Genomic DNA, 19,529 nt, shown 5'->3' with positions numbered 1-19,529 from the left:
AAAACTCTCTTTTTCCATTATATCGGTTAAGCTTAAAAAAAGAAAGTGTGTTCGTGTTTTTATATAAAAATAAAGCCAGATAGTTAATCTGACTTTATTTTCCATTTATTTAGCGGCACAAATGAGTTGCAATTTCGCCGTCATTTCTTTGATTTCTTCTTCGTTATGAAGTGTCGCACCAGAAGCAAGCGGATGTCCACCGCCACCATACTCTTTGGCCAGCTCATTAATAACCGGACCTTTCGAACGTAAGCGCGCTCTGAAAACCGGACCTTCTTGGATGAACATAATCCACGCTTTAATTCCTTCTACATTTTCAATACAAGAAACAAGTGCGGAAGCGTCACGCGGATTGACTTCAAATTCATTTAAAAGCGTATCACTCAAATAAACTGTTGCCGCGCCATTTTCGTCCATGACAAAGTTTTGTAAAATGTAGCCGGAGAGCTTCACTGTATTTTTAGGCAGCTCATATAATTCGCGGTATAGCGCCGGGCGGTCAAACGGAAACGTCACTAAATGCGCAGATAAGCGAAGCGTCTCTTCCGTTGTGCTCGGATACAAGAAACGTCCAGTATCGCCAACAATTCCTGCATAAAGAAGTCGTGCCGCCGTTTCATTCAAAACTAGTTCTTCGGAAAATGCTTCCCAAAAAGCGACAATCATCTCGCTACAAGAAGAAGCTGTCGTATCGACCCAAAGCAAATCGCCGTAAGCATCATCATTAGGATGGTGATCAATTTTAATTAGCGCCTTGCCTTGGTTGAAACGGCCGTCCGAAACTCGCTCTTGATTCGCGGTATCACACACAATTACAAGCGCGTCTTTATACGTTTCATCCGCAACTTCATCCACCACACCGAGAAATTGGAGCGATACTTCATCATTTCCAACCGAATACACCTTTTTCTCAGGAAAACTAGCTCGAATAATTTCCGCAAGTCCCATCTGTGAACCGTACGCATCCGGATCAGGCCTTACATGTCGATGCAAAATAATCGTTTCATATTGTTTTATTTGTTGTAAAATCTCACTTTTCATTGTTTCGCCTCTGTTTCTTTTTAACGTTCCATCATTTGACAAGCAACAATTGCTTTTCCGGTCAAAATTCCTTCTAAGTAAAGCTCGACATCTAACTTACCAGCTTTACGCCCCATTTCCAAAATCCGCGGTTTAATAACGATTGTCGCGTCCATTTGAACAGGTTTTAGAAAATACATCGTCACGTTTTCAATCGCCACATTCCGTTTTTTCATGGAAAATAGTTTTTGTTGTACGACTTCACAAACCACTTGCGTAAATACACCGTATGATAAAGTCCCAAGCGAATTGGTCATTTGCGGACTTACTTTAAATTCATAATCCGCCTCTTCACCAGTATCTGCTTTTTCCGAAAGTTGGTTCGCAATCGTATCATCAATCGTTTCACCGACTTGTGGTTGTTTTTGAATCATTTGCATGGATTTCAAAATATCCTGTCTGCTGACAATTCCGATTAAAGTTAAATCATCTTTGACAACCGGGATTACTTCGATGCTTTCCCAGATCATCATATGCGCCACCGAAGCCACGCTCATTTTCGGACCAACAGTTAGCGGATTTTTTGTCATCACTCGTTCAATCGAAATGCTTGGATTCTTTTCTAAAATATCTTTACTCGTAACCATCCCGGTCAGTCGCATCGCCCGGTTAACAACAGGAAAACGGCTGTGGCCGGTCGCTTCTTCCATTTTATGCCAATCTTCCACTTTATCAGACGTAGATAAAAAAGCAGTCGTTTCTAATGGTGTTAAAATATCCTCAACAAACACCACTTCTTTTTTAATCAATTGGTCATAAATCGCACGGTTAATCATCGTCGCAACCGTAAACGTATCATACGAAGTCGATAAAATCGGCAATTCTTTCTTATCAGCCAATTGTTTCACTTCATCGTCCGTATCAAAACCACCAGTAATCAATACCGCAGCACCACGTTTTAAAGCAAGCTCATGCGCACTCACCCGGTTTCCGACAATTAATAAGTTACCAGCATCCGTATAACGTTCCATCGCTTCCACAGTCATCGCACCAATCACGAATTTATTCAGCGATTTATATAACCCAGCACGACCGCCGAGCACTTGCCCATCAATCATATTAACAATTTCAGCAAAAGTTAATTTTTCAATGCTATCTTTTTGTTTCCGTTCAATTCGAAGTGTTCCAACCCGTTTAATAGTAGAAACAAAACCAATGATTTCCGCGTCTTTAATTGCCCGATAAGCAGTACCCTCACTTACAGACAAGTTTTTCGCGATTTTCCGCACAGATATTTTTTCTCCGACTGCAAGATTTTCAATGTATTTTAAAATCTGTTCATGTTTTGTGGCCACGACTCGTTCACCCATTCCTATTTTGTTAGATTTCGATACCTTCTCCAATTTCAAGTACTTTTCCAGCAATCCCTCCATCAAGTGACGCAACAAATTGGTGTGCATCTTGCTCAATTAGCGGAAATGTATTGTAGTGCATTGGAATAACTAATTTCGCTTGTAAAAAACGCGCTGCAATCGCCGCATCTTCTGGCCCCATGGTAAAATTATCTCCAATCGGCAAGAAGGCAACATCTAACGGATTTAATTCTCCAATTAATTTCATATCAGAAAATAAACCAGTATCCCCTGCAAAATAAATATTTTTACCTTCTATCGTAAATACAATCCCTGTTGGAAAACCAAGATTGATAATACGTCCATCACGAACTGTTTGCGAACCATGAAAAGCTTGCGTTAACTTCACTTGTCCAAAATCAAACTGTCTTTTCCCACCAATATGCATTGGCGCAATGTTCTCCAGCCCATCCTCTACAGCTAAAAACGAAGCCAAGTCCGCATTACAAATAACGGTTGCTCCTGAATTTTTAGCAATTTCAACTGTATCACCGACATGATCATCATGCCCATGCGACAGAACGATATAATCTGGCATCTGCTCTTCTGCTTTTAAATCACATTTCTTATTACCAGAAATAAATGGATCTACTAAAATAGTTGTATTCCCAGTGATAATTTTAATACAAGACTGACCATGAAATGAAATCTTCATGTTAAAAAACTTCCTTCCCGATTAATTATTCTATGTGTATTATTGTACCACTATTATTATAAACTAATATATAACACCTCGTAAACTAGGAGGTGTTTATTAGCAAAATATTTCCTTCGCATGTTATCATAATAGAGAAATCAATTGGAAAGAAGGTACAATAATGGAAAAAAATATCGATGTCTTACAAAAATGGCTAAAAGATCAAGGTGCCGAAGTAGCATTTTTGACAGACCCAGAGAACATCGCTTACTTCTCAGGTTATCATAGCGAGCCACATGAACGTGTACTCGGCTTAGCAATCTTCCCTGATAGCGAACCATTTCTATTTACGCCAGCACTTGAAGTAGAAGATGTGCGCGGCGGTGACTGGACGCATCCCGCTTACGGATACAACGATACAGAAAACCCATTTACAATTATTGCGGATGAAATCAAAAAACGCGTTGCAAACCCAAGCAAATTTGCGATTGAGAAAAAACATATGAGCGTGGATCGCTACGAACAATTAGGCGGACTATTCTCCGACAGCTCTTTCATTCCGATTGAACATAAAATCGAACAAATTCGTCTAATTAAAACGGAAGCAGAACTAACCATTTTAAAAGAAGCTGCTTTACTGGCTGATTACGCGGTTCAAGTTGGCGTAAACGAAATCGCAGAAGGCAAAACCGAAGCAGAAATCGTAGCCAAAATCGAATACGAAATGAAGAAAAAAGGCGTCACAGCAATGTCGTTCGATACCATGGTGCTTACTGGTAAAAACGGCGCCCTTCCTCATGGTACACCTGGCGAAACAAAAATTAAAAAAGGCGATTTAGTCTTATTTGATTTAGGTGTTGTCCATAAAGGTTATTGCTCTGATATCACACGGACTGTTGCTTTCGGCGACATTTCCGCTGAGCAGAAAAAGATTTACGACACTGTCTTAGAAGCACAAACTGCTGCAGTTGAAAAAGTAAAAGCAGGTGTAAAAGCGAGTGAAATCGATTTAACTGCAAGAAATATTATTCGTGAGGCTGGCTATGGTGATTATTTCCCACATCGTCTTGGTCATGGCCTCGGCGCTAGCGTTCACGAATTTCCTTCTATTACAGAAACGAACAATATGGAATTACAAGAAAAAATGGTATTTACAATTGAACCAGGTATTTATGTTCCAGGTGTTGCTGGCGTCCGGATTGAAGATGATCTTGTTGTCACCAAAGACGGCGTACAAGTACTAACAGAATTCCCGAAAACTTTACAAGTAATCAATTAATAAAAAAGCGAACTCTCCCTGAGGAAAGTTCGCTTTTTATTTAAATTAATTCTTTACTATCTGTATAAGCTAAACCAAGCGAATCAGCCACGGCTTTATACGTAATATGACCTTGGTACGTATTTAAACCACGAAGTAAGAAAGGGTCTTTTTTCACGGCTGCTTCCAAGCCTTCGTTTGCTAATTTTAGCCCAAATGGTAATGTGGCATTGGTAAGCGCCAAAGTAGACGTCCGCGGCACTGCTCCCGGCATATTTGCAACGGCATAATGAAGTACGCCATATTTTTCATACGTTGGATTATCGTGGGTGGAAACATGGTCAGTCGTTTCGAAAATTCCACCTTGGTCAATCGCAATGTCCACAAGAACAGAGCCCGGAATCATTTGTTTTATCACATGCTCTTTAACTAATTTCGGCGCTTTTGCTCCCGGAATTAAAACCGCTCCAATCACTAAATCAGCTTTTTTCACAGCTGTTTCAATATTAAAATCATTCGACATTAATGTTTGTACTTGGTTGCCGAAAATATCATCTAATTCGCGTAACCGTTTTAAATTCATATCAAGAATCGTCACGTTCGCTCCTAGCCCTGTCGCAATTTTGGCTGCATTTGTCCCAGCAATTCCGCCGCCAATAATAACGACTTCACTCTTCTCTACACCGGGCACACCTCCAAGTAGCACACCCATTCCACCATTTGTTTTTTGTAAAAATTGAGCACCAATCTGAGCAGCCATGCGCCCAGCAACCTCACTCATCGGTGAAAGTAACGGTAAGGTGTGGTCTGCAAGTTCTACCGTTTCATATGCGATACTATTCACTTTACTTTGAAGCAAGGCCTTTGCAAGCGTTGGTTCATTCGCTAAATGCAAATAGGTGAAAAGTAATAAGCCTTCTTTAAAATAGTCATACTCTGATGCAATCGGTTCTTTTACTTTTACGACCATATCTACATCCCAAGCTTCTTTAGCTGTTTCCACAATAGTTGCCCCTGCTTCTACAAAATCAGCGTCTTGATAATTAGAGCCAATACCCGCGCCTTTTTCCACGTATACAGTATGACCTGCATTTACATAAGAAAAAACACTTGCCGGGGTCATTGCCACCCTATTCTCGTTATTTTTTATTTCTTTTGGTACGCCGACTAACATCTAAATCACTCTCCTTGACATAGGTATAATAGACTATAAAAGATTTTCTACACCCCCATGCTAACACAATATACCTAAGTTGTAAAAAATTAACTAACTGAAATTCCAACAAAAGATTTAGTAAAATTAGACGAAATTTTCGCGAGCTATTAATTTATTTTTCATTTTATGGTTCTTTTAGGAAAAAGAGGGTAAAATATAAGTATAGAAAATACATATATTTTGATTGGAGGAATTATTATGTTACAGCAATACGAAAGAGTTTTAGTAGCAGTTGATGGATCCAAAGAGGCAGAAAGAGCTTTCCAAAAAGCAATTCAAGTGGCTAACCGTAATGACGCGGCGCTTGGTCTTGTTCACGTTATCGATACACGCGCCTTTTCATCTGTAGCCAATTATGATACAAGCATGGCGGACAAAGCTACTGAATATGCAGATGAATTACTTAGCGGTTATAAAGAAGATGCTTTAAAAGCCGGTGTCACAAAAGTAGAAAGCTACATCGAATACGGTTCACCAAAAACAGCTATTACAAAAGAAGCTGCCAAAGCATTCCAAGCTGATTTAATCATGTGTGGTGCTACTGGTCTTAACGCTGTAGAACGTCTGCTCATTGGTAGTGTATCTGAATATATTATTCGCCACTCCCCTTGCGATGTGCTTGTCGTACGTAATGATGTTCCTGATTATAAAGAAGAAAAATAATCAAAGAAAAAGGCTGGCTCTTATTAAAGAGCCAGCCTTTTTTATCGTTTTTAGCGATTGTGTTTAATAGTTTCTACGTCACGAGCAATCATTAATTCTTCGTTTGTAGGGATGATGATAACTTTTACTGGGGAGTGAGGATAGTTAAGAAATCTTTCTTCTCCGCGCACTTGGTTAAGTGCTGGATCCCAGTATACGCCCATGAATTCAAGTCCACGAAGTACTTTTTCACGAATGTATGAACTATTTTCACCGATACCAGCTGTGAAGATAATCGCATCTACACCGTTCATTCGAGCTGCATAAGAACCAATGTATTTATGGATACGATCAACGAATACTTGAAGTGCAAGTTCTGCGCGGTCGTTTCCTTTTGCTGCTTCATCTTCTAAATCACGAAGATCACTTGAAATACCAGATACACCAAGCATACCGGATTCTTTGTTTAATACATCAAGTACTTGTTCTGCTGTTTTGTCAGTTTTTTCCATGATGAATGGAATAAGAGCTGGGTCAATGTTACCAGAACGAGTTCCCATAGAAACACCCGCTAGTGGAGTGAATCCCATGGAAGTATCCATTGATTTTCCGCCTTCGATAGCAGCGATACTAGCGCCATTACCAAGGTGACAAGTTAGTAAACGTAACTCTTCTACAGGACGTCCTAGAAGTTCTGCAGCGCGTTCGGATACATATTTGTGGCTTGTACCGTGGAAACCATATTTACGGATACCATAGTCTTCATAGTAGCTGTATGGCAAGCTGTATAGGTAGCTTGCTGGAGGCATTGTTTGGTGGAAAGCTGTATCGAAAACAGCAACCGAAACAACTTCCGGTAAAATTTTGCGGAATGCTTTAATACCAGTAACGTTAGCTGGGTTATGAAGCGGTGCAAGTTCAGATAATGCTTCAATATCTTTAATTACTTGGTCATCAATATAAACGGATTCAGGGAATTTTTCTCCACCGTGAACTACGCGGTGACCAATTCCAGTGATTTCATCATAAGAACCGATAACTTTGTGGTTAATTAATTTTTCAAGTAGCATTTGAACAGCAATTTCATGGTCAGGAATATCAATAATTTCTTTGATTTTTTCTCCGTCTACAGTAATTGTGAAAATAGAATCTTTCAAACCAATTCTTTCTACAATCCCTGCTGTGATAACACGTTCAGATGGCATATCGTATAATTGGAATTTCAATGAAGAACTTCCGGCGTTAATTGCAATCGTTTTTTCCATTTTGTTTTTGTCAATTCCTTCCATTATTGTTTCCTCTTGAACCAGTTCTCTATTTCAGCTAAAATCGGTGCAGTTACGCTCGGATCTGTTAGCGAAGAGAGATTGGCCAGTAAAACTTCTTTTGGCGGCTTTACATTTACATCCGCTTTTTGTAAAATCAAGATGCTTTTTCGTGCTTGTTCAGTCTTAAACAGTGTTTCGGGCAATTTAATAATTCCCTCGATATGACCGTTTTTCTTGATAAACTTGTCCACCTTAGCAAAGTCACTAGTCCCAAACATTGCGTCAGGTACCAAGAAGAATAAATATCCTCCTGGTTTTGTGTAGCGCATTCCCTGTTCTATAAACAAGAAATGTGCAAATGAATGCCCTTCTTCACGGCAAAGTTCAAATGTTTTTGCATTTTCATCATCCGGATAATAACCAACTGGCAAATCACTAATTACGACATCGACAGGATCTACTAATAAATTAGCCAGACCATCTTGATGAAGTAACGTCATTTTTTGTCGCTGTAAATCCGCACCTACTAATGCAAGCGAAATAAGCAAATCATCTACATCCACACCACTCGCATGAACTTCTACATTACCTTTTAGTTCTAGTTGATTAATCACGGTAGTTAAAAGGTTCGCTGTTCCACAGGCTGGATCCAAAATAGAAACATTTTTCTTCTTTTGAATCACTTTTTCAAGTAAATACGCCACAATAAATCCGATGGAATCTGGTGTCATTTGGTGATTAACTTGAATACCATGTTTCATGCCTTTTAGTAGTGCTAACTGAAGACCTTTGCGGATTTCTTCATTTGAGAAATTCTCGAGTTCGATACTATCGTAAGACTCTTGTAATTTCAATTGTTTTTCAGAAGACAACTCTTCTTTTTGTAAAACTTCTTTTTGAAACAGATTTTCCCCTGTTTCATAAACCGCTTCCAAATAGCTTATTTCAAGCTCATTTTGCAAGATAATAGCTGTATTATCAAGCACTTGAAATAATTCTTGCGTTGCTTCATTTGCCAAAAGTAACACCTCGAATTTTTATCATTACTAACACCACCAAACATTATACAGTATTTCCAAAGAATGTGAAAGGATTTTCTGTAGTAAAATCTGAAATAGCCGCTGGAAATATTTAATTGGAATTAGTACAGTTTATTTTTAGTAATAATACAGAAAAAAACCTTCCCTTTCACAGGAAGGCTCTCGTCATTTATGCTTTTTTCGCGGCTTCAATTGCAGCTTCATAATTTGGATGATTGCTGCCTTCTGGAACTACTTCCGCGTAGACAATCTCTCCTGCTGCGTTGACAACAAATACGGAACGCGCTAGTAAGCGAAGTTCTTTCATAATAACACCGTATGCTTCACCAAAAGAAAGGTCGCGGTGATCAGATAAAGTAATTGCATTTGGCAAACCTTCCGCTGCACACCATTTCTTTTGTGCAAATGGTAAGTCAACTGAAATCGTTAAGACAACCGTGTTATCTAAATTGCTTGCTTCTTCATTAAATTTACGCGTTTGTGTGGAACAAACACTGGTATCAATGGAAGGAACAACGCTGATAAGTCTCACTTTCCCGTCATAATCGTGCAACGTTACTTCTTCTAAATCTCTGTTAACCACTGTGAAATTGGGCGCTTTGTCGCCTACTTTTCTTTCTGTGCCTATGAGTGTAACTGGATTATGTTTAAATGTTACTTGAGTCATTTTTTCTTCCTCCTTTAAATGGACGCTTCTATTCCATTTTAAAGAAGAAGTAAACTATAAGCTATTTTTTTGCTCCATATACCCATTTTTCATCTAGTTCTAAGTAGCCCATGTGTACGACGGACGTTGCTTCAAAAAAGTCAGCTATCCCTTGCTTGTTTGGCGTAAAAGCGCAAACAACGTATAATGGCCAAACTGTTTTTAACACAAATCGCATCGCACCCTCTCGAAATAACACATTGAGCCATGTTAATTTCTTACCATTTAATTTGATAACACGAAGACCGAATAACATTTTACCTAATGTTTGCCCGAAAAATTTCGTTAGTAGCACAAAATATGCTAGAAAAATGATCGTTGTTATTACCCAATAAAAGGTAAAGAAACTGTTATCCATCCCGATGCCTGCAATGCGTAAAATCGGATTAATAAGAATTCCCTTTAAGGCCGCAATCGCAATTAAATCGACTAAATATGCTAAAAACCGAATCCAAAATCCCGCAAAATATTGCTTAGGAATAGCTTCTTCTTTCGGGATGGGCGGCTCATAATGATAGACTTGGCGTTTACTTTCAAAAGCTACATTTTCATGCGTCATTTGCGCCTCTCCTCTCATATTATTCTCCATATAAGTACATCATTCTTGGCGCTTTAAGTGTTCCAGTTAATTTAATTAATTGGGAAATATCCGCATTTTGACCAGAGATTTTTTGTGCAGCGACAGAAAATAGCGAACTAAAGTCTTCTGGAGCGCTGTATTCGATGACTGTGGCATCTGATAGACCTGGCTCTTTTTTCAGCGCTTCTAAGGCATCTTCTTGATAACCAAATTCGTCAATTAAGCCATTTTCTTTTGCTTGGCGGCCATCATAAATACGGCCATCCGCAATTTTACGAACTTGCTCTACCGGCATGTCACGACCTTTTGCTACAACTTTAACGAATTCATTGTAAGAATCATCAATCATCGACTGCATAATTTTCTTCTCGTCTTCCGTCATCGGTCTTGTTCCGCTCATAATATCTTTGTATTCGCCACTTTTTATTGTATTATCCGAAACACCTAGTTTTTTCATTAATTCACTATAGTCATAGCTTTGCATAATAACTCCAAGCGAACCTGTCAGCGTTTCTTTACTTGCAAAAATCTTGTCGGCTGGTGCAGAGATATAATAACCACCTGACGCCGCCATACTCCCCATGGAAACGTAAAACGGAATACCTCGTTCTTTTTTAATTTGTAAAATTTTATCCCGGATTTGTGCGGATTCCATTACGCCGCCACCCGGTGAATTAACATACAAAAGTACACCTTGGATAAGATCGTCATTTCTGACTTGTTCTAATTGTTGCATGAAAAGTGAATGGTTATAGCCTGTATCGCCAAATAAAGAACCCGAATCTCCTGTATCTTGAATAGTTCCGTCTACAGATAGTACTGCTATCGTGTCCATTCCGCCTTCTTCAATTACTGTTTCAGTTAATTCACCTGTATCCGCGAATAAACTTTCAGCAAATGTTAGATTCCCCTCTTCCTCTGAAGCAAATTGACTTGATGTAAACTTTGCTAATGCACTTACAATTAAAAGCGCACAAACAATTCCTAGTGCAACCCATCTTTTAGCGTTCATTAAATTCTCCCCTTTTTCTATTTATATACTGTAATAATACCAGTCTCTTTTATTTTGCACAAATTTTCTTTTGACTTTGTGCACCATTTCACTTTTTTATGGATGAAGAAAGAAATTGAGGCTAAGTCATGTTATAATAGGTTTGTTGATTAAAATTGGATTCTGGAGGGACAACTAACATGGCAAAAACTATTTTTTATTTTTCCTATCGAAAAACAGAAGAACTACATGCAAAAGCAAAAGAATTAAAGAAAATTACGACTGATTATGGATACGAATTAACAGATGACTATCAAAAAGCGAACGTTATCATCAGTATTGGTGGCGATGGTGCTTTTCTTAAATCCGTAAGAGAAACTGGCTTCCGTCAAGATTGTTTATATGCAGGGATTGCGTTAACTGAGCAATTAGGTCAATACTGTGATTTCCATATTAATCAATTGGATGAAATCATCAAAGCAGCTATTGAAGATCGTTGGTTAGTACGTCGTTACCCAACTATTTATGGAACAGTAAATAATACCAAAGCATTTTATGTACTAAATGAATTTAACATTCGTTCTTCTATCATTAGAACGCTTACGATGGATCTTTATATTAATGATTCTCACTTCGAAACGTTCCGCGGTGATGGAATGGTTATCTCGACACCAACAGGAAGTACTGCTTATAATAAATCAGTCAATGGTTCAATCGTGGACCCACTTCTTCCATCTATGCAAGTAAGTGAACTGGCTTCTATAAACAACAACAAATTCCGTACACTGGGCTCTTCTTTCATCCTTAGTCCAAAACGTAAACTACGTATTGAGATTTCGTCTGAAGAAGGAAATAATGAGTTTCCAATGATTGGAATGGACAGCGAAGCACTAAGCATTCAACACGTTCATGAAGTAAACTTAGAAGTAGGCGACCGTTTTATCAATATTATCAAACTGCCTAAGAATTCTTTCTGGGATAAAGTGAAACGTAATTTCTTATAATAAAAAAGTCTGGCGTACATGCCAGACTTTTTTTATTTTGCCTCTAATATTGCAGCGAGTAACGCTTTTTGCGCATGGAGTCTATTTCCCGCTTGTTGATAAATGACCGAGTGATCGCCATCAATAATTTCCGTTGTCACTTCTTCTTCTCGGTGTGCTGGTAAGCAATGTAAGAAATGGTAATCAGGCTTAGCAAAACTAGCTAGTTCTGCGTTTACTTGATATTTCTCGCCAAAATCCGCTAATCGTTTCGCGTTTTCATCTTCTTGCCCCATGCTTGTCCAAACATCCGTATAAATAAAGTCTGCATCCGTAACCGCCAATTTCGGATCCTCGGTTACAAAAATGGTAGCACCACTTTGCTCGGCCAATTTTTCCGCAGTAGCGAGAATTGTTTCATCGACCTCATACCCTTTTGGCATTGCTAGGCGGATATCAACGCCGACCATCGCGCTGGCTAAAAGCAGCGAGTGACACACATTGTTCCCATCACCGATATAGGCTAGCTTGACACCTTCCAATTGATCTTTCCATTCATAAATCGTCATTAAATCTGCTAACGCCTGACATGGGTGATGCAAGTCGGTTAAGCCATTAATAATTGGGATTTCCGCATGATACGCCAGTTCTTCCACTTTTTCATGGCTAAATGTCCGGATCATAATCGCATCAATATATTCTGACATCACATGCGCCGTATCTTTAATTGGCTCACCGCGACCGATTTGCAATTCCTTCGAACTCATCACAATCGCTTGGCCACCTAGTTGCAAAATGCCTGCTTCAAAAGAAACCCGCGTTCTAGTAGATGGTTTGTCAAAAATCATTCCTAAAATTTTCCCACTTAAAATATGGCTATAATGGGCCGGGTTCGTTTTCATCGCCACGGCTAACTTTATCATATCCGTCAATTCCTCTTTATTCCATTCCAGCAAACTAAGCATATCTTTGCCCGCTGTATTGTTTTTCGCATACATCGTCATCCCTATTCACTCCCAATCAATTGGTTTTCCAAAACACTTTTCAATATAGTAACTGCTTGATCAATTTCTTCATAATTCACGGTTAAAGGCGGCAAAATTCGCAGTATGTTTGGCCCAGCCGTCAGTATTAACAAGCCTCGCGCTCGTAATTCTGTAACAACCGGTTCCGCCGCAGTTTCCAGTTCTATTCCGATAAGAAAACCTTCGCCACGAATGGCCGAAACATTATCCAAAAGCTCGAAATGTTCTTCTAGTAGGCTTCTAAAATAGCCCGCTTTAGCATTCACTTCTTCTAAAAATCCCGCTTGTTTCATTGTCAGCAAGATTTCCTTTGCAGCCGCAAGTGCTAATTTATTTCCGCCAAAAGTAGATCCATGGCTACCCGGCCCAAAAGCGCTACTTAGGTAAGATTTTCCAACCATTGCGCCAATTGGCAAGCCATTTCCAAGCCCTTTTGCTAACGTGAAGATATCTGGATCCAAGCCAATTTGTTCGAAACCATAAAGCGTGCCTGTTCGTCCTAATCCTGTTTGGACTTCATCGATAATTAATAACGCGCCCACTTTTTTGCAAAGCATTTGAACTTCTAGCAGCCATGCCGCATTCGCTGGGATGACGCCACCTTCTCCTTGAATGACTTCTAACATGACAGCCGCTGTATTTTCGTCAATTTCTTCTTGAACAGCCTTGCTATCATTGTAAGGAACATACGTAAACCCCGGGACAAGCCCGCCGAAACCTTGATGGATTTTCGCTTGGCCTGTAGCTGACATCGAACCAAAAGTACGTCCGTGGAAAGATTTTTCAAATGTAATGATTTTCTCTTTCCCTGTATATTTTCTCGCTAGTTTGAGGGCTGCTTCATTCGCTTCGGTCCCGCTATTGCAAAAGAAAACCAGTCGCTCTTCTCCAGTTGTAATTAATTCTGCGACGCTATCTTGGAGAGCACATTCATATAAATTAGAAGTGTGCCAAACATTTGCTAATTGTTGCTGTATTGCTTCTGTCACATTTTCAGGACAATGACCTAAGTTACAAACTGCAATCCCACTAGTAAAATCGAGGTAAGTTTGACCGGCCGCATCTGTGACAATAGTGCCTGAGCCTTTGACTAAATCAATAGGAAATCTATTGTACGTAGGAAAAACGTGTTTCATCCAATCGCCACCTTGTTTTTTATTTTTGTACCGGTTGTTTGAAGTGAATTTGTAATAATTACTTGGCCAACACCGTTCTCAGCAGCAAACGCGGCACTTGCTAATTTGGGAATCATTCCACCTTGTATTACACCGGTTGTTTGTAATTTGTCGATTTCTGCAGTTGCTATTTCGCTGATGATTTCCGCTCCATTTTTGACGCCTGGTACATCCGTTAGTAGGTAAAGTGCTTCTGCATTTAGCGCGCTAGCCACTTCGCAGGCAGCCGTATCAGCATTGACGTTTAGCCAGTCATGCTCGCTGTTTATTCCAAGTGGTGCAATGACAGTAATAATATTTTCGCCGAGTAATTGTTCGATTAAGTCGGTTTTTACTTTGGTAATTTTGCCAACAAAGCCGAGGTCGGTGTCGCTCAACTGATCTGCCTCTAGCAAGCCTGTATCGCCAGCATTTAAGCCAATGACGGGGATGTCTCGTTTTTGAAAAGCCGTTGTAATAGCCGGCTGCACTTGACCGATTAAAACCATTTTCGTTACTTCGAGAGCTTGTTTATTCGTAACGCGCAAGCCTTTCTTCGTTTCGACCGGAATATCGAGGGCTTCCATCATTTTTGTTATATAATGACCGCCGCCATGGACAAGAACAATTTTTTTACCCGTAGCCTGCCAGGTCGTAATTTGTCGGAAGAAACTTTCTGTTAAATTATCACTTGCGACCCCACCTAATTTAATCACGATTGTATTCTTCATCTGTATCCCTCCTTACGTCCGGTAGCAAGCATTGATTTTGACGTATTCATAACTTAAATCGCAACCCCATGCCGTTCCTGACTCAAGACCGATATGAAGATCGACTTCGATAACAATATGTTCCTCTTCTAGATAAGCATCCAGCGCTTGTTGGTTAAAAATAGTTTGGCTACTATGATTCAGAATTTCAATCCCGCCAATTTTAATCGTAATGTTATCTGGTGCAAAACGACCTCCCGAGTAACCAATCGCACAAATAATCCGTCCCCAATTGCCATCTCCACCAAAAGCCGCTGTTTTCACTAGGCTGGAAGATACGATTTTCTTAGCAATCATTCTTGCATCTTCTGTTTTAGTAGCCCCGTTCACTTGGACCTCGATTAGTTTTGTGGCGCCTTCCCCGTCACGCGCAATGCTTTTAGCAAGATGTTCTGTTACCGCTTGAAACATATCCGCAAATTTGGCAAAATCAGCTGTTCCTTCTTGTATAAGCGGGTTTTGCGCGCAACCATTTGCCATGACGACTACCATATCGTTTGTAGAAGTATCGCCGTCTACTGTTATTTGATTGAAAGTTTTATCTACTTTTATTTTTAGTAATTTTTGCAATAATTCAGCCGGAATAGCGGCATCTGTCGTAATAAAAGCGAGCATGGTCGCCATGTTAGGATGAATCATTCCCGACCCCTTCGCTACACCCGACATCGTCACCGTTTCACCACCAATTTCTGTTTGAAAACTAATTTGTTTTTGAAACGTATCGGTCGTTAAAATGGCTTCTTCAAAATCAGCCGCATTTCCCGTTTGTTTTTCTAGCATATCGATTCCCGCGATTATTTTGTCCATTGGTAGCATGTCGCCAATAATTCCCGTCGAAGCAACCGCGACAGAATCAAGCGGAATTTCAAGGTTTTCTGCCGTTTTCGCACGCATCGCAAGTGCATCTAACATCCCTTGATTTCCTGTACACGCATTGGCATTCCCGCTATTCACAATAATTGCTTGCAACTCGGCGCTACTTTGAAAAGAATCTTTCGTCACAAAAATGGGAGCAGCTTGCATTTGATTCATCGTATAAACAGCTGCGGAATTTGCCGGGACTTCGGAATAAATCCATCCGATATCATTTCGTTTTCTTTTAAGCCCTGCATGTTTTCCGTCCGCATAAAAACCCTTTGGCGAGGCGATGTTTCCTTTAATAAGTTCCATTTCCTTTTTCCCCTTTCACGGATACACTGGAATAAATCCTAATCCGTCACTTTCAGCAAAATTCGCCATGATATTTAAATTTTGAATGGCTTGACCGGCCGCTCCTTTGACTAAATTATCAATCACGGAAACGATGGTAATAACATTCGTTTTTTCGTTATAAGCAAGGCCGATATCACAGTAATTGGATGCGGTCACTTGTTTGACAGTTGGATAAATATTTTCTGCTTGAATTCGGACAAATGGAGCATTTTCGTAGGTGGATTCATAAAGGGTATGTAACGCTTTCTGGGTGATTGGCTTTTTGGGTTTAACGTAGATGGTTGTGAAGATTCCTCTTGTGATGGGAATTAATGAGGTAGAAAACTGGATTGCCGGGATACTTTCATCCCACTTTGTAAGTTGTTGCATAATTTCTGGAATATGTTGGTGGGAATTCATTTTATACAGTGTCATATTTTCATTGGTTTCGGTGAAATGTGTGCTTGCGGATGGTACTTTTCCAGCTCCGGAAATGCCTGATTTCGCATCTACAATAATCGATGTTGGATCAATTAGCTGGTTTTTCACGAGTGGTGCTAATCCGAGCAAAGTTGCTGTTGCATAGCATCCTGGATTGGCGATAAAAGTCGTTTCATTATTTTCACGAAATTCCGCTAAACCATATTCTGCTTTAGCGATGTATTCAACAGGTGCCGCGCTTTTCCCGTACCATTTTTCGTACAATTGACTGTCTTTCAAACGGAAATCTCCGGATAAATCAATGACATTCATTCCTGCATCAACATATGGTAGTGCGATATCTTTGGCAATTCCTGATGGCGTGGCGATAAATACTGTTTCGCTTTTTTCAATGATTTCTGTTGGATTTATTTTCTCTAAGGGGCTAGCTTCTAAATCTTTTAAATGCGGATAAAAGTTTGCGATTGTAGCTGATTGTGTGGAAAAACTATGTAACGTTGCGATGTCGACAGAAGAATGGTGATGCAGCAAGCGTATTAACTCAAGCCCTCCGTATCCTGTCGCTCCGATAATGGAAACTTTCATCCTAACCCCTCCCGTTAATTATTAAATGATACTTTTCATTATAATGATGTATATTTATAATGTCAAATGGTTTTTTATTAATATTTAAAACTATTTTATGCATTATAAGTTATTTATTATGTATATTATATACAAAAAACCGTTTATCCTAAAAAAGAATAAACGGTTAATCTTAAAATAAATCAGCAAACTCATCTTTCACTTGTTCCGTTTCAGCAATATTCACGGAAATCGTTTCGATATTGTCCAGCGCTTTTGTAATTAAAGCATCAAAATCGGTGAAACTTTCGTAATGCTCGATTTTATCTAGTTTTGGTTTTGTTTTTGGTGATGGTGGTGTAAAAATCGTACAGCAGTCTTCAAATGGTTGCACAGATAAATTATACGTATCAATTTTTTGCGCGATTTGAATGATTTCATTTTTATCCATGGAAACAACTGGACGAATGATTGGCGTTGCTGTTACAGCGTTAATTGCTAGCATGCTTTCCAATGTTTGGCTGGCAACTTGACCTAAACTTTCGCCGTTAACAATCGCTAAACCGTTTCTCTTGCGGCGAAGTTCGTCCGTAATTCGCAGCATCATTCGACGAGTAACTGTCATAATAACACTTTCCGGAATTTGTTGTTTAATGACTTCTTGAATTTCTGTAAATGGAACGATGTGCATTTGTACTTGTCCGCTATATTTAGCTAGTTTTGCGGCTAAATCAATTGCCTTTTGTTTGGCTTGTTCGCTAGTGTATGGCGGGCTATGGAAATGAACTGCTTCAATTTCGACGCCACGTTTTTGTGCTAAATATCCAGCAACTGGGCTGTCAATCCCACCAGAAAGCATCAACATCGCACGACCTGATGAACCAACAGGAAGACCAGCTGCTCCAAGAATCGTCCGGCATGATAAAAATACGCCTTCTTTACGTACATCGATCGTTAGTTTCACGTCCGGATTTTTGACGTTTACTGTTAAATCCTCGATGTTTTGCAGTACGTGCGCACCAATTTCTTGATTTATTTCATTGGAATCAAGCGGAAACTCGCGGTGGCTACGTCTTGCTGCTACTTTAAATGTCCCGTTCTCTTCATGTGCATCTTGGACTAAAGCAAGTGCTGCAGCTTTTACTTCCTCTAAATCTAAATTAACGCGCACAGCTGGGCTAAAAGATTGAATCCCGAAAATCGGTTTCAGACGTTCTTCTGCAAGCTGATAATCTGCGCCATTTAAAATAATATACATCCGGTCACGTTCCCCGTGAATGCGTACTTCTGGTAAATCTTGCATTGCGCGTTTGACATTTTGCGCCAACTTCGTCACAAATTGTTTTCTGTTTTTTCCTTTAGTAGATAGCTCTCCGTATCTAATTAACATACGATCAAATTCCAATTTATTTCACCACTTTATTTAGATTTTCAATGATTTCTTGCAGTTTTTGTATAAAAATTTTCGCTTCGGATAAACGGTTTTCAAAAGATAAACTTACGCGCACAGCACCAGTTGCTTCTTCGTCCGTCACACCCATCGCTTTTAACGTGCTACTTGCTAGTTTTTGTTTAGAAGAACAAGCACTTGTTGTTGAAATGTAAATATCTTCTTTTTCTAAAGCATGAACGAGGATTTCACCGCGATGCCCTTTTGCTGAAAAACAAACGATATGTGGTGCGGCAACACCTTGTTTCGTATGGACAGTCATATCAGGCATTTGCGCAATTTCCGTTAGTAAATAGTCACGAATCTCGCTTAATTCTGGTTTTTTGGACTCATTTTCTAGTGTTAGCCTTAGTGCTTTGGCAAGCGACACGTTCCCCGCCAGATTTTCCGTTCCGCTTCGATAGCCCATTTCCTGACCACCACCAAGAATTTCCGGATGCAAATGCACATTTTTTCGTTTAAAGAGTACTCCGGTGCCTCGTAAAGCATGAAATTTATGGCCGGAAACAGTCAGCAAATCAATCGCATTCGCATCCAGTGCAAGCGGTATTTTGCCAATACCCTGAACGAAATCTACATGAAAGAAAGTATGCTCACGCTGGGCGAGTATCTCCCCAATCGCGTGTAGCGGCTGAATGCTTCCTACTTCATTATTCACACCCATAATAGATACTAAAATCGTTTCTTCTGTGAGTGCTGCTTGTAATTCATCTAGTTTGATAACGCCATTTTTGTCAACTGGTAAGTAGGTTACTGAAAAACCTGCTTGCTCCAATTCTTCCATCACAACGCGGACAGACGGATGTTCAATGCTAGAAGTAATAATATGTTTCCCGCGATTTTCATAGCTATAAGCCAACCCTTTAATTGCTAAATTATTCCCTTCCGTTCCGCCAGATGTAAAAATAATTTCTTCGGGCAAAGCGCCTAACATCGTAGCGATTTGTTTTCTTGATGCATCAAGCAGTTCTTTCGACTTAGCGCCAAAACGATGAAGCGAAGAAGGATTAGCAAAATAGTTACTTGCTACTTTTGTATATGTTTCAAGTACGGCAGCATTTGGCTTGGTTGTCGCACTATTATCAAAATAAATCATCAAAACGATATTCTCCTCCCCAATATTCCACTCTCCATTTTATCATAATTCCACTACTTTCCAACTACTATTTTCATAAAAAAAC

At 39.6% G+C, this 19,529-nt stretch carries 19 protein-coding genes; 3 read left to right on the top strand and 16 right to left on the bottom strand.

The features are described from left to right. Positions 1–105: 105 nt before the first annotated feature. Genes HCJ55_RS06000 through HCJ55_RS05990 form a run of 3 tightly spaced genes read right to left on the bottom strand, consistent with a single transcriptional unit; the run spans position 106 to position 3,087 of the window. Positions 106–1,041, bottom strand: a complete 936-nt coding sequence (locus tag HCJ55_RS06000; RefSeq protein WP_185503511.1) for a DHH family phosphoesterase — start codon at positions 1,039–1,041, stop codon at positions 106–108. Positions 1,042–1,061: 20 nt separating this feature from the next. Next, a complete protein-coding gene (gene ytoI / locus HCJ55_RS05995) occupies positions 1,062–2,375 on the bottom strand; it encodes a CBS-HotDog domain-containing transcription factor YtoI (protein ID WP_185517464.1) in 1,314 nt (437 codons plus the stop codon). A gap of 25 nt (positions 2,376–2,400) precedes the next feature. Beyond that, positions 2,401–3,087 (bottom strand): metal-dependent hydrolase, encoded by a 687-nt coding sequence (locus HCJ55_RS05990; protein WP_185517462.1) that lies wholly within the window; start codon positions 3,085–3,087, stop codon positions 2,401–2,403. A 163-nt stretch (positions 3,088–3,250) separates the two neighbouring features. Here HCJ55_RS05990 and HCJ55_RS05985 point away from each other — a divergent pair, with 163 nt between their 5' ends. Next, complete coding sequence (locus HCJ55_RS05985) at positions 3,251–4,348, top strand: M24 family metallopeptidase (protein ID WP_185517460.1); 1,098 nt, start codon at positions 3,251–3,253, stop codon at positions 4,346–4,348. 40 nt (positions 4,349–4,388) lie between these two features. Here the strand turns inward: HCJ55_RS05985 and ald are convergent, their stop codons facing one another. Beyond that, positions 4,389–5,501, bottom strand: coding sequence for an alanine dehydrogenase (ald, locus tag HCJ55_RS05980; RefSeq protein ID WP_185503508.1), 1,113 nt, complete (start codon positions 5,499–5,501; stop codon positions 4,389–4,391). Positions 5,502–5,741: 240 nt separating this feature from the next. Here ald and HCJ55_RS05975 point away from each other — a divergent pair, with 240 nt between their 5' ends. Then, entirely contained in the window at positions 5,742–6,206 is a 465-nt protein-coding gene (locus HCJ55_RS05975) for a universal stress protein (RefSeq protein ID WP_003725993.1), read from the top strand. A gap of 50 nt (positions 6,207–6,256) precedes the next feature. Here the strand turns inward: HCJ55_RS05975 and HCJ55_RS05970 are convergent, their stop codons facing one another. The 5 genes from HCJ55_RS05970 to sppA form a co-directional block, all read right to left on the bottom strand. Beyond that, positions 6,257–7,450 carry an acetate kinase gene (locus HCJ55_RS05970; RefSeq protein ID WP_185502372.1) on the bottom strand — a complete coding sequence of 398 codons (1,194 nt, stop codon included), beginning with the start codon at positions 7,448–7,450 and terminating at the stop codon, positions 6,257–6,259. A gap of 23 nt (positions 7,451–7,473) precedes the next feature. After that, positions 7,474–8,472 carry a class I SAM-dependent methyltransferase gene (locus tag HCJ55_RS05965; RefSeq protein ID WP_185502306.1) on the bottom strand — a complete coding sequence of 333 codons (999 nt, stop codon included), beginning with the start codon at positions 8,470–8,472 and terminating at the stop codon, positions 7,474–7,476. A 190-nt stretch (positions 8,473–8,662) separates the two neighbouring features. Further along, complete coding sequence (tpx, locus tag HCJ55_RS05960; protein WP_185517457.1) at positions 8,663–9,160, bottom strand: thiol peroxidase; 498 nt, start codon at positions 9,158–9,160, stop codon at positions 8,663–8,665. Between the two features lie 61 nt (positions 9,161–9,221). After that, positions 9,222–9,758 (bottom strand): RDD family protein, encoded by a 537-nt coding sequence (locus tag HCJ55_RS05955; protein WP_185391483.1) that lies wholly within the window; start codon positions 9,756–9,758, stop codon positions 9,222–9,224. A gap of 19 nt (positions 9,759–9,777) precedes the next feature. Further along, positions 9,778–10,791: a signal peptide peptidase SppA gene (sppA, locus tag HCJ55_RS05950; RefSeq protein ID WP_008947952.1), complete on the bottom strand. Its 1,014-nt coding sequence runs from the start codon at positions 10,789–10,791 to the stop codon at positions 9,778–9,780. 179 nt (positions 10,792–10,970) lie between these two features. On the opposite strand from sppA, the gene HCJ55_RS05945 reads away from it, so the two are divergent. After that, positions 10,971–11,774 (top strand): NAD kinase, encoded by an 804-nt coding sequence (locus tag HCJ55_RS05945; protein WP_008947953.1) that lies wholly within the window; start codon positions 10,971–10,973, stop codon positions 11,772–11,774. 32 nt (positions 11,775–11,806) lie between these two features. Here the strand turns inward: HCJ55_RS05945 and argF are convergent, their stop codons facing one another. From argF to HCJ55_RS05910, 7 genes are all read right to left on the bottom strand, one after another. After that, positions 11,807–12,757 carry an ornithine carbamoyltransferase gene (gene argF, locus HCJ55_RS05940; protein WP_185517455.1) on the bottom strand — a complete coding sequence of 317 codons (951 nt, stop codon included), beginning with the start codon at positions 12,755–12,757 and terminating at the stop codon, positions 11,807–11,809. A gap of 2 nt (positions 12,758–12,759) precedes the next feature. Beyond that, positions 12,760–13,914 carry an acetylornithine transaminase gene (gene argD, locus HCJ55_RS05935; protein WP_185517453.1) on the bottom strand — a complete coding sequence of 385 codons (1,155 nt, stop codon included), beginning with the start codon at positions 13,912–13,914 and terminating at the stop codon, positions 12,760–12,762. Continuing rightward, on the bottom strand, positions 13,911–14,663 hold the full coding sequence (argB, locus tag HCJ55_RS05930) for an acetylglutamate kinase (protein ID WP_008947956.1): 753 nt from the start codon (positions 14,661–14,663) through the stop codon (positions 13,911–13,913). The genes argD and argB overlap by 4 nt, the downstream gene beginning before the upstream one ends. Positions 14,664–14,675: 12 nt before the next feature. Further along, positions 14,676–15,872, bottom strand: a complete 1,197-nt coding sequence (gene argJ, locus HCJ55_RS05925; protein ID WP_008947957.1) for a bifunctional glutamate N-acetyltransferase/amino-acid acetyltransferase ArgJ — start codon at positions 15,870–15,872, stop codon at positions 14,676–14,678. A 15-nt stretch (positions 15,873–15,887) separates the two neighbouring features. Further along, positions 15,888–16,919, bottom strand: a complete 1,032-nt coding sequence (gene argC, locus HCJ55_RS05920) for an N-acetyl-gamma-glutamyl-phosphate reductase (protein ID WP_185517451.1) — start codon at positions 16,917–16,919, stop codon at positions 15,888–15,890. 172 nt (positions 16,920–17,091) lie between these two features. Beyond that, entirely contained in the window at positions 17,092–18,303 is a 1,212-nt protein-coding gene (gene thiI / locus HCJ55_RS05915) for a tRNA uracil 4-sulfurtransferase ThiI (protein ID WP_008947959.1), read from the bottom strand. Position 18,304: 1 nt separating this feature from the next. Further along, positions 18,305–19,444 (bottom strand): cysteine desulfurase family protein, encoded by a 1,140-nt coding sequence (locus tag HCJ55_RS05910; RefSeq protein WP_185517657.1) that lies wholly within the window; start codon positions 19,442–19,444, stop codon positions 18,305–18,307. Positions 19,445–19,529 lie beyond the last annotated feature (85 nt).

Source organism: Listeria marthii (genome assembly GCF_014227425.1).
Classification (GTDB): Bacteria; Bacillota; Bacilli; order Lactobacillales; family Listeriaceae; genus Listeria; species Listeria marthii.
This window is presented reverse-complemented; position numbering and strand designations above follow the sequence as displayed.

What these genes read in the sequence shown, in the direction of transcription:
- HCJ55_RS06000 (WP_185503511.1), bottom strand. Translation starts at nt 1,041, where the DNA reads ATGAAAAGTGAGATTTTACAACAAATAAAACAATATGAAACGATTATT.
- HCJ55_RS05990 (WP_185517462.1), bottom strand. Translation starts at nt 3,087, where the DNA reads ATGAAGATTTCATTTCATGGTCAGTCTTGTATTAAAATTATCACTGGG.
- HCJ55_RS05985 (WP_185517460.1), top strand. Translation starts at nt 3,251, where the DNA reads ATGGAAAAAAATATCGATGTCTTACAAAAATGGCTAAAAGATCAAGGT.
- ald (WP_185503508.1), bottom strand. Translation starts at nt 5,501, where the DNA reads ATGTTAGTCGGCGTACCAAAAGAAATAAAAAATAACGAGAATAGGGTG.
- HCJ55_RS05975 (WP_003725993.1), top strand. Translation starts at nt 5,742, where the DNA reads ATGTTACAGCAATACGAAAGAGTTTTAGTAGCAGTTGATGGATCCAAA.
- HCJ55_RS05970 (WP_185502372.1), bottom strand. Translation starts at nt 7,450, where the DNA reads ATGGAAAAAACGATTGCAATTAACGCCGGAAGTTCTTCATTGAAATTC.
- tpx (WP_185517457.1), bottom strand. Translation starts at nt 9,160, where the DNA reads ATGACTCAAGTAACATTTAAACATAATCCAGTTACACTCATAGGCACA.
- HCJ55_RS05955 (WP_185391483.1), bottom strand. Translation starts at nt 9,758, where the DNA reads ATGACGCATGAAAATGTAGCTTTTGAAAGTAAACGCCAAGTCTATCAT.
- sppA (WP_008947952.1), bottom strand. Translation starts at nt 10,791, where the DNA reads ATGAACGCTAAAAGATGGGTTGCACTAGGAATTGTTTGTGCGCTTTTA.
- HCJ55_RS05945 (WP_008947953.1), top strand. Translation starts at nt 10,971, where the DNA reads ATGGCAAAAACTATTTTTTATTTTTCCTATCGAAAAACAGAAGAACTA.
- argF (WP_185517455.1), bottom strand. Translation starts at nt 12,757, where the DNA reads ATGACGATGTATGCGAAAAACAATACAGCGGGCAAAGATATGCTTAGT.
- argD (WP_185517453.1), bottom strand. Translation starts at nt 13,914, where the DNA reads ATGAAACACGTTTTTCCTACGTACAATAGATTTCCTATTGATTTAGTC.
- argB (WP_008947956.1), bottom strand. Translation starts at nt 14,663, where the DNA reads ATGAAGAATACAATCGTGATTAAATTAGGTGGGGTCGCAAGTGATAAT.
- argJ (WP_008947957.1), bottom strand. Translation starts at nt 15,872, where the DNA reads ATGGAACTTATTAAAGGAAACATCGCCTCGCCAAAGGGTTTTTATGCG.
- argC (WP_185517451.1), bottom strand. Translation starts at nt 16,919, where the DNA reads ATGAAAGTTTCCATTATCGGAGCGACAGGATACGGAGGGCTTGAGTTA.
- HCJ55_RS05910 (WP_185517657.1), bottom strand. Translation starts at nt 19,444, where the DNA reads ATGATTTATTTTGATAATAGTGCGACAACCAAGCCAAATGCTGCCGTA.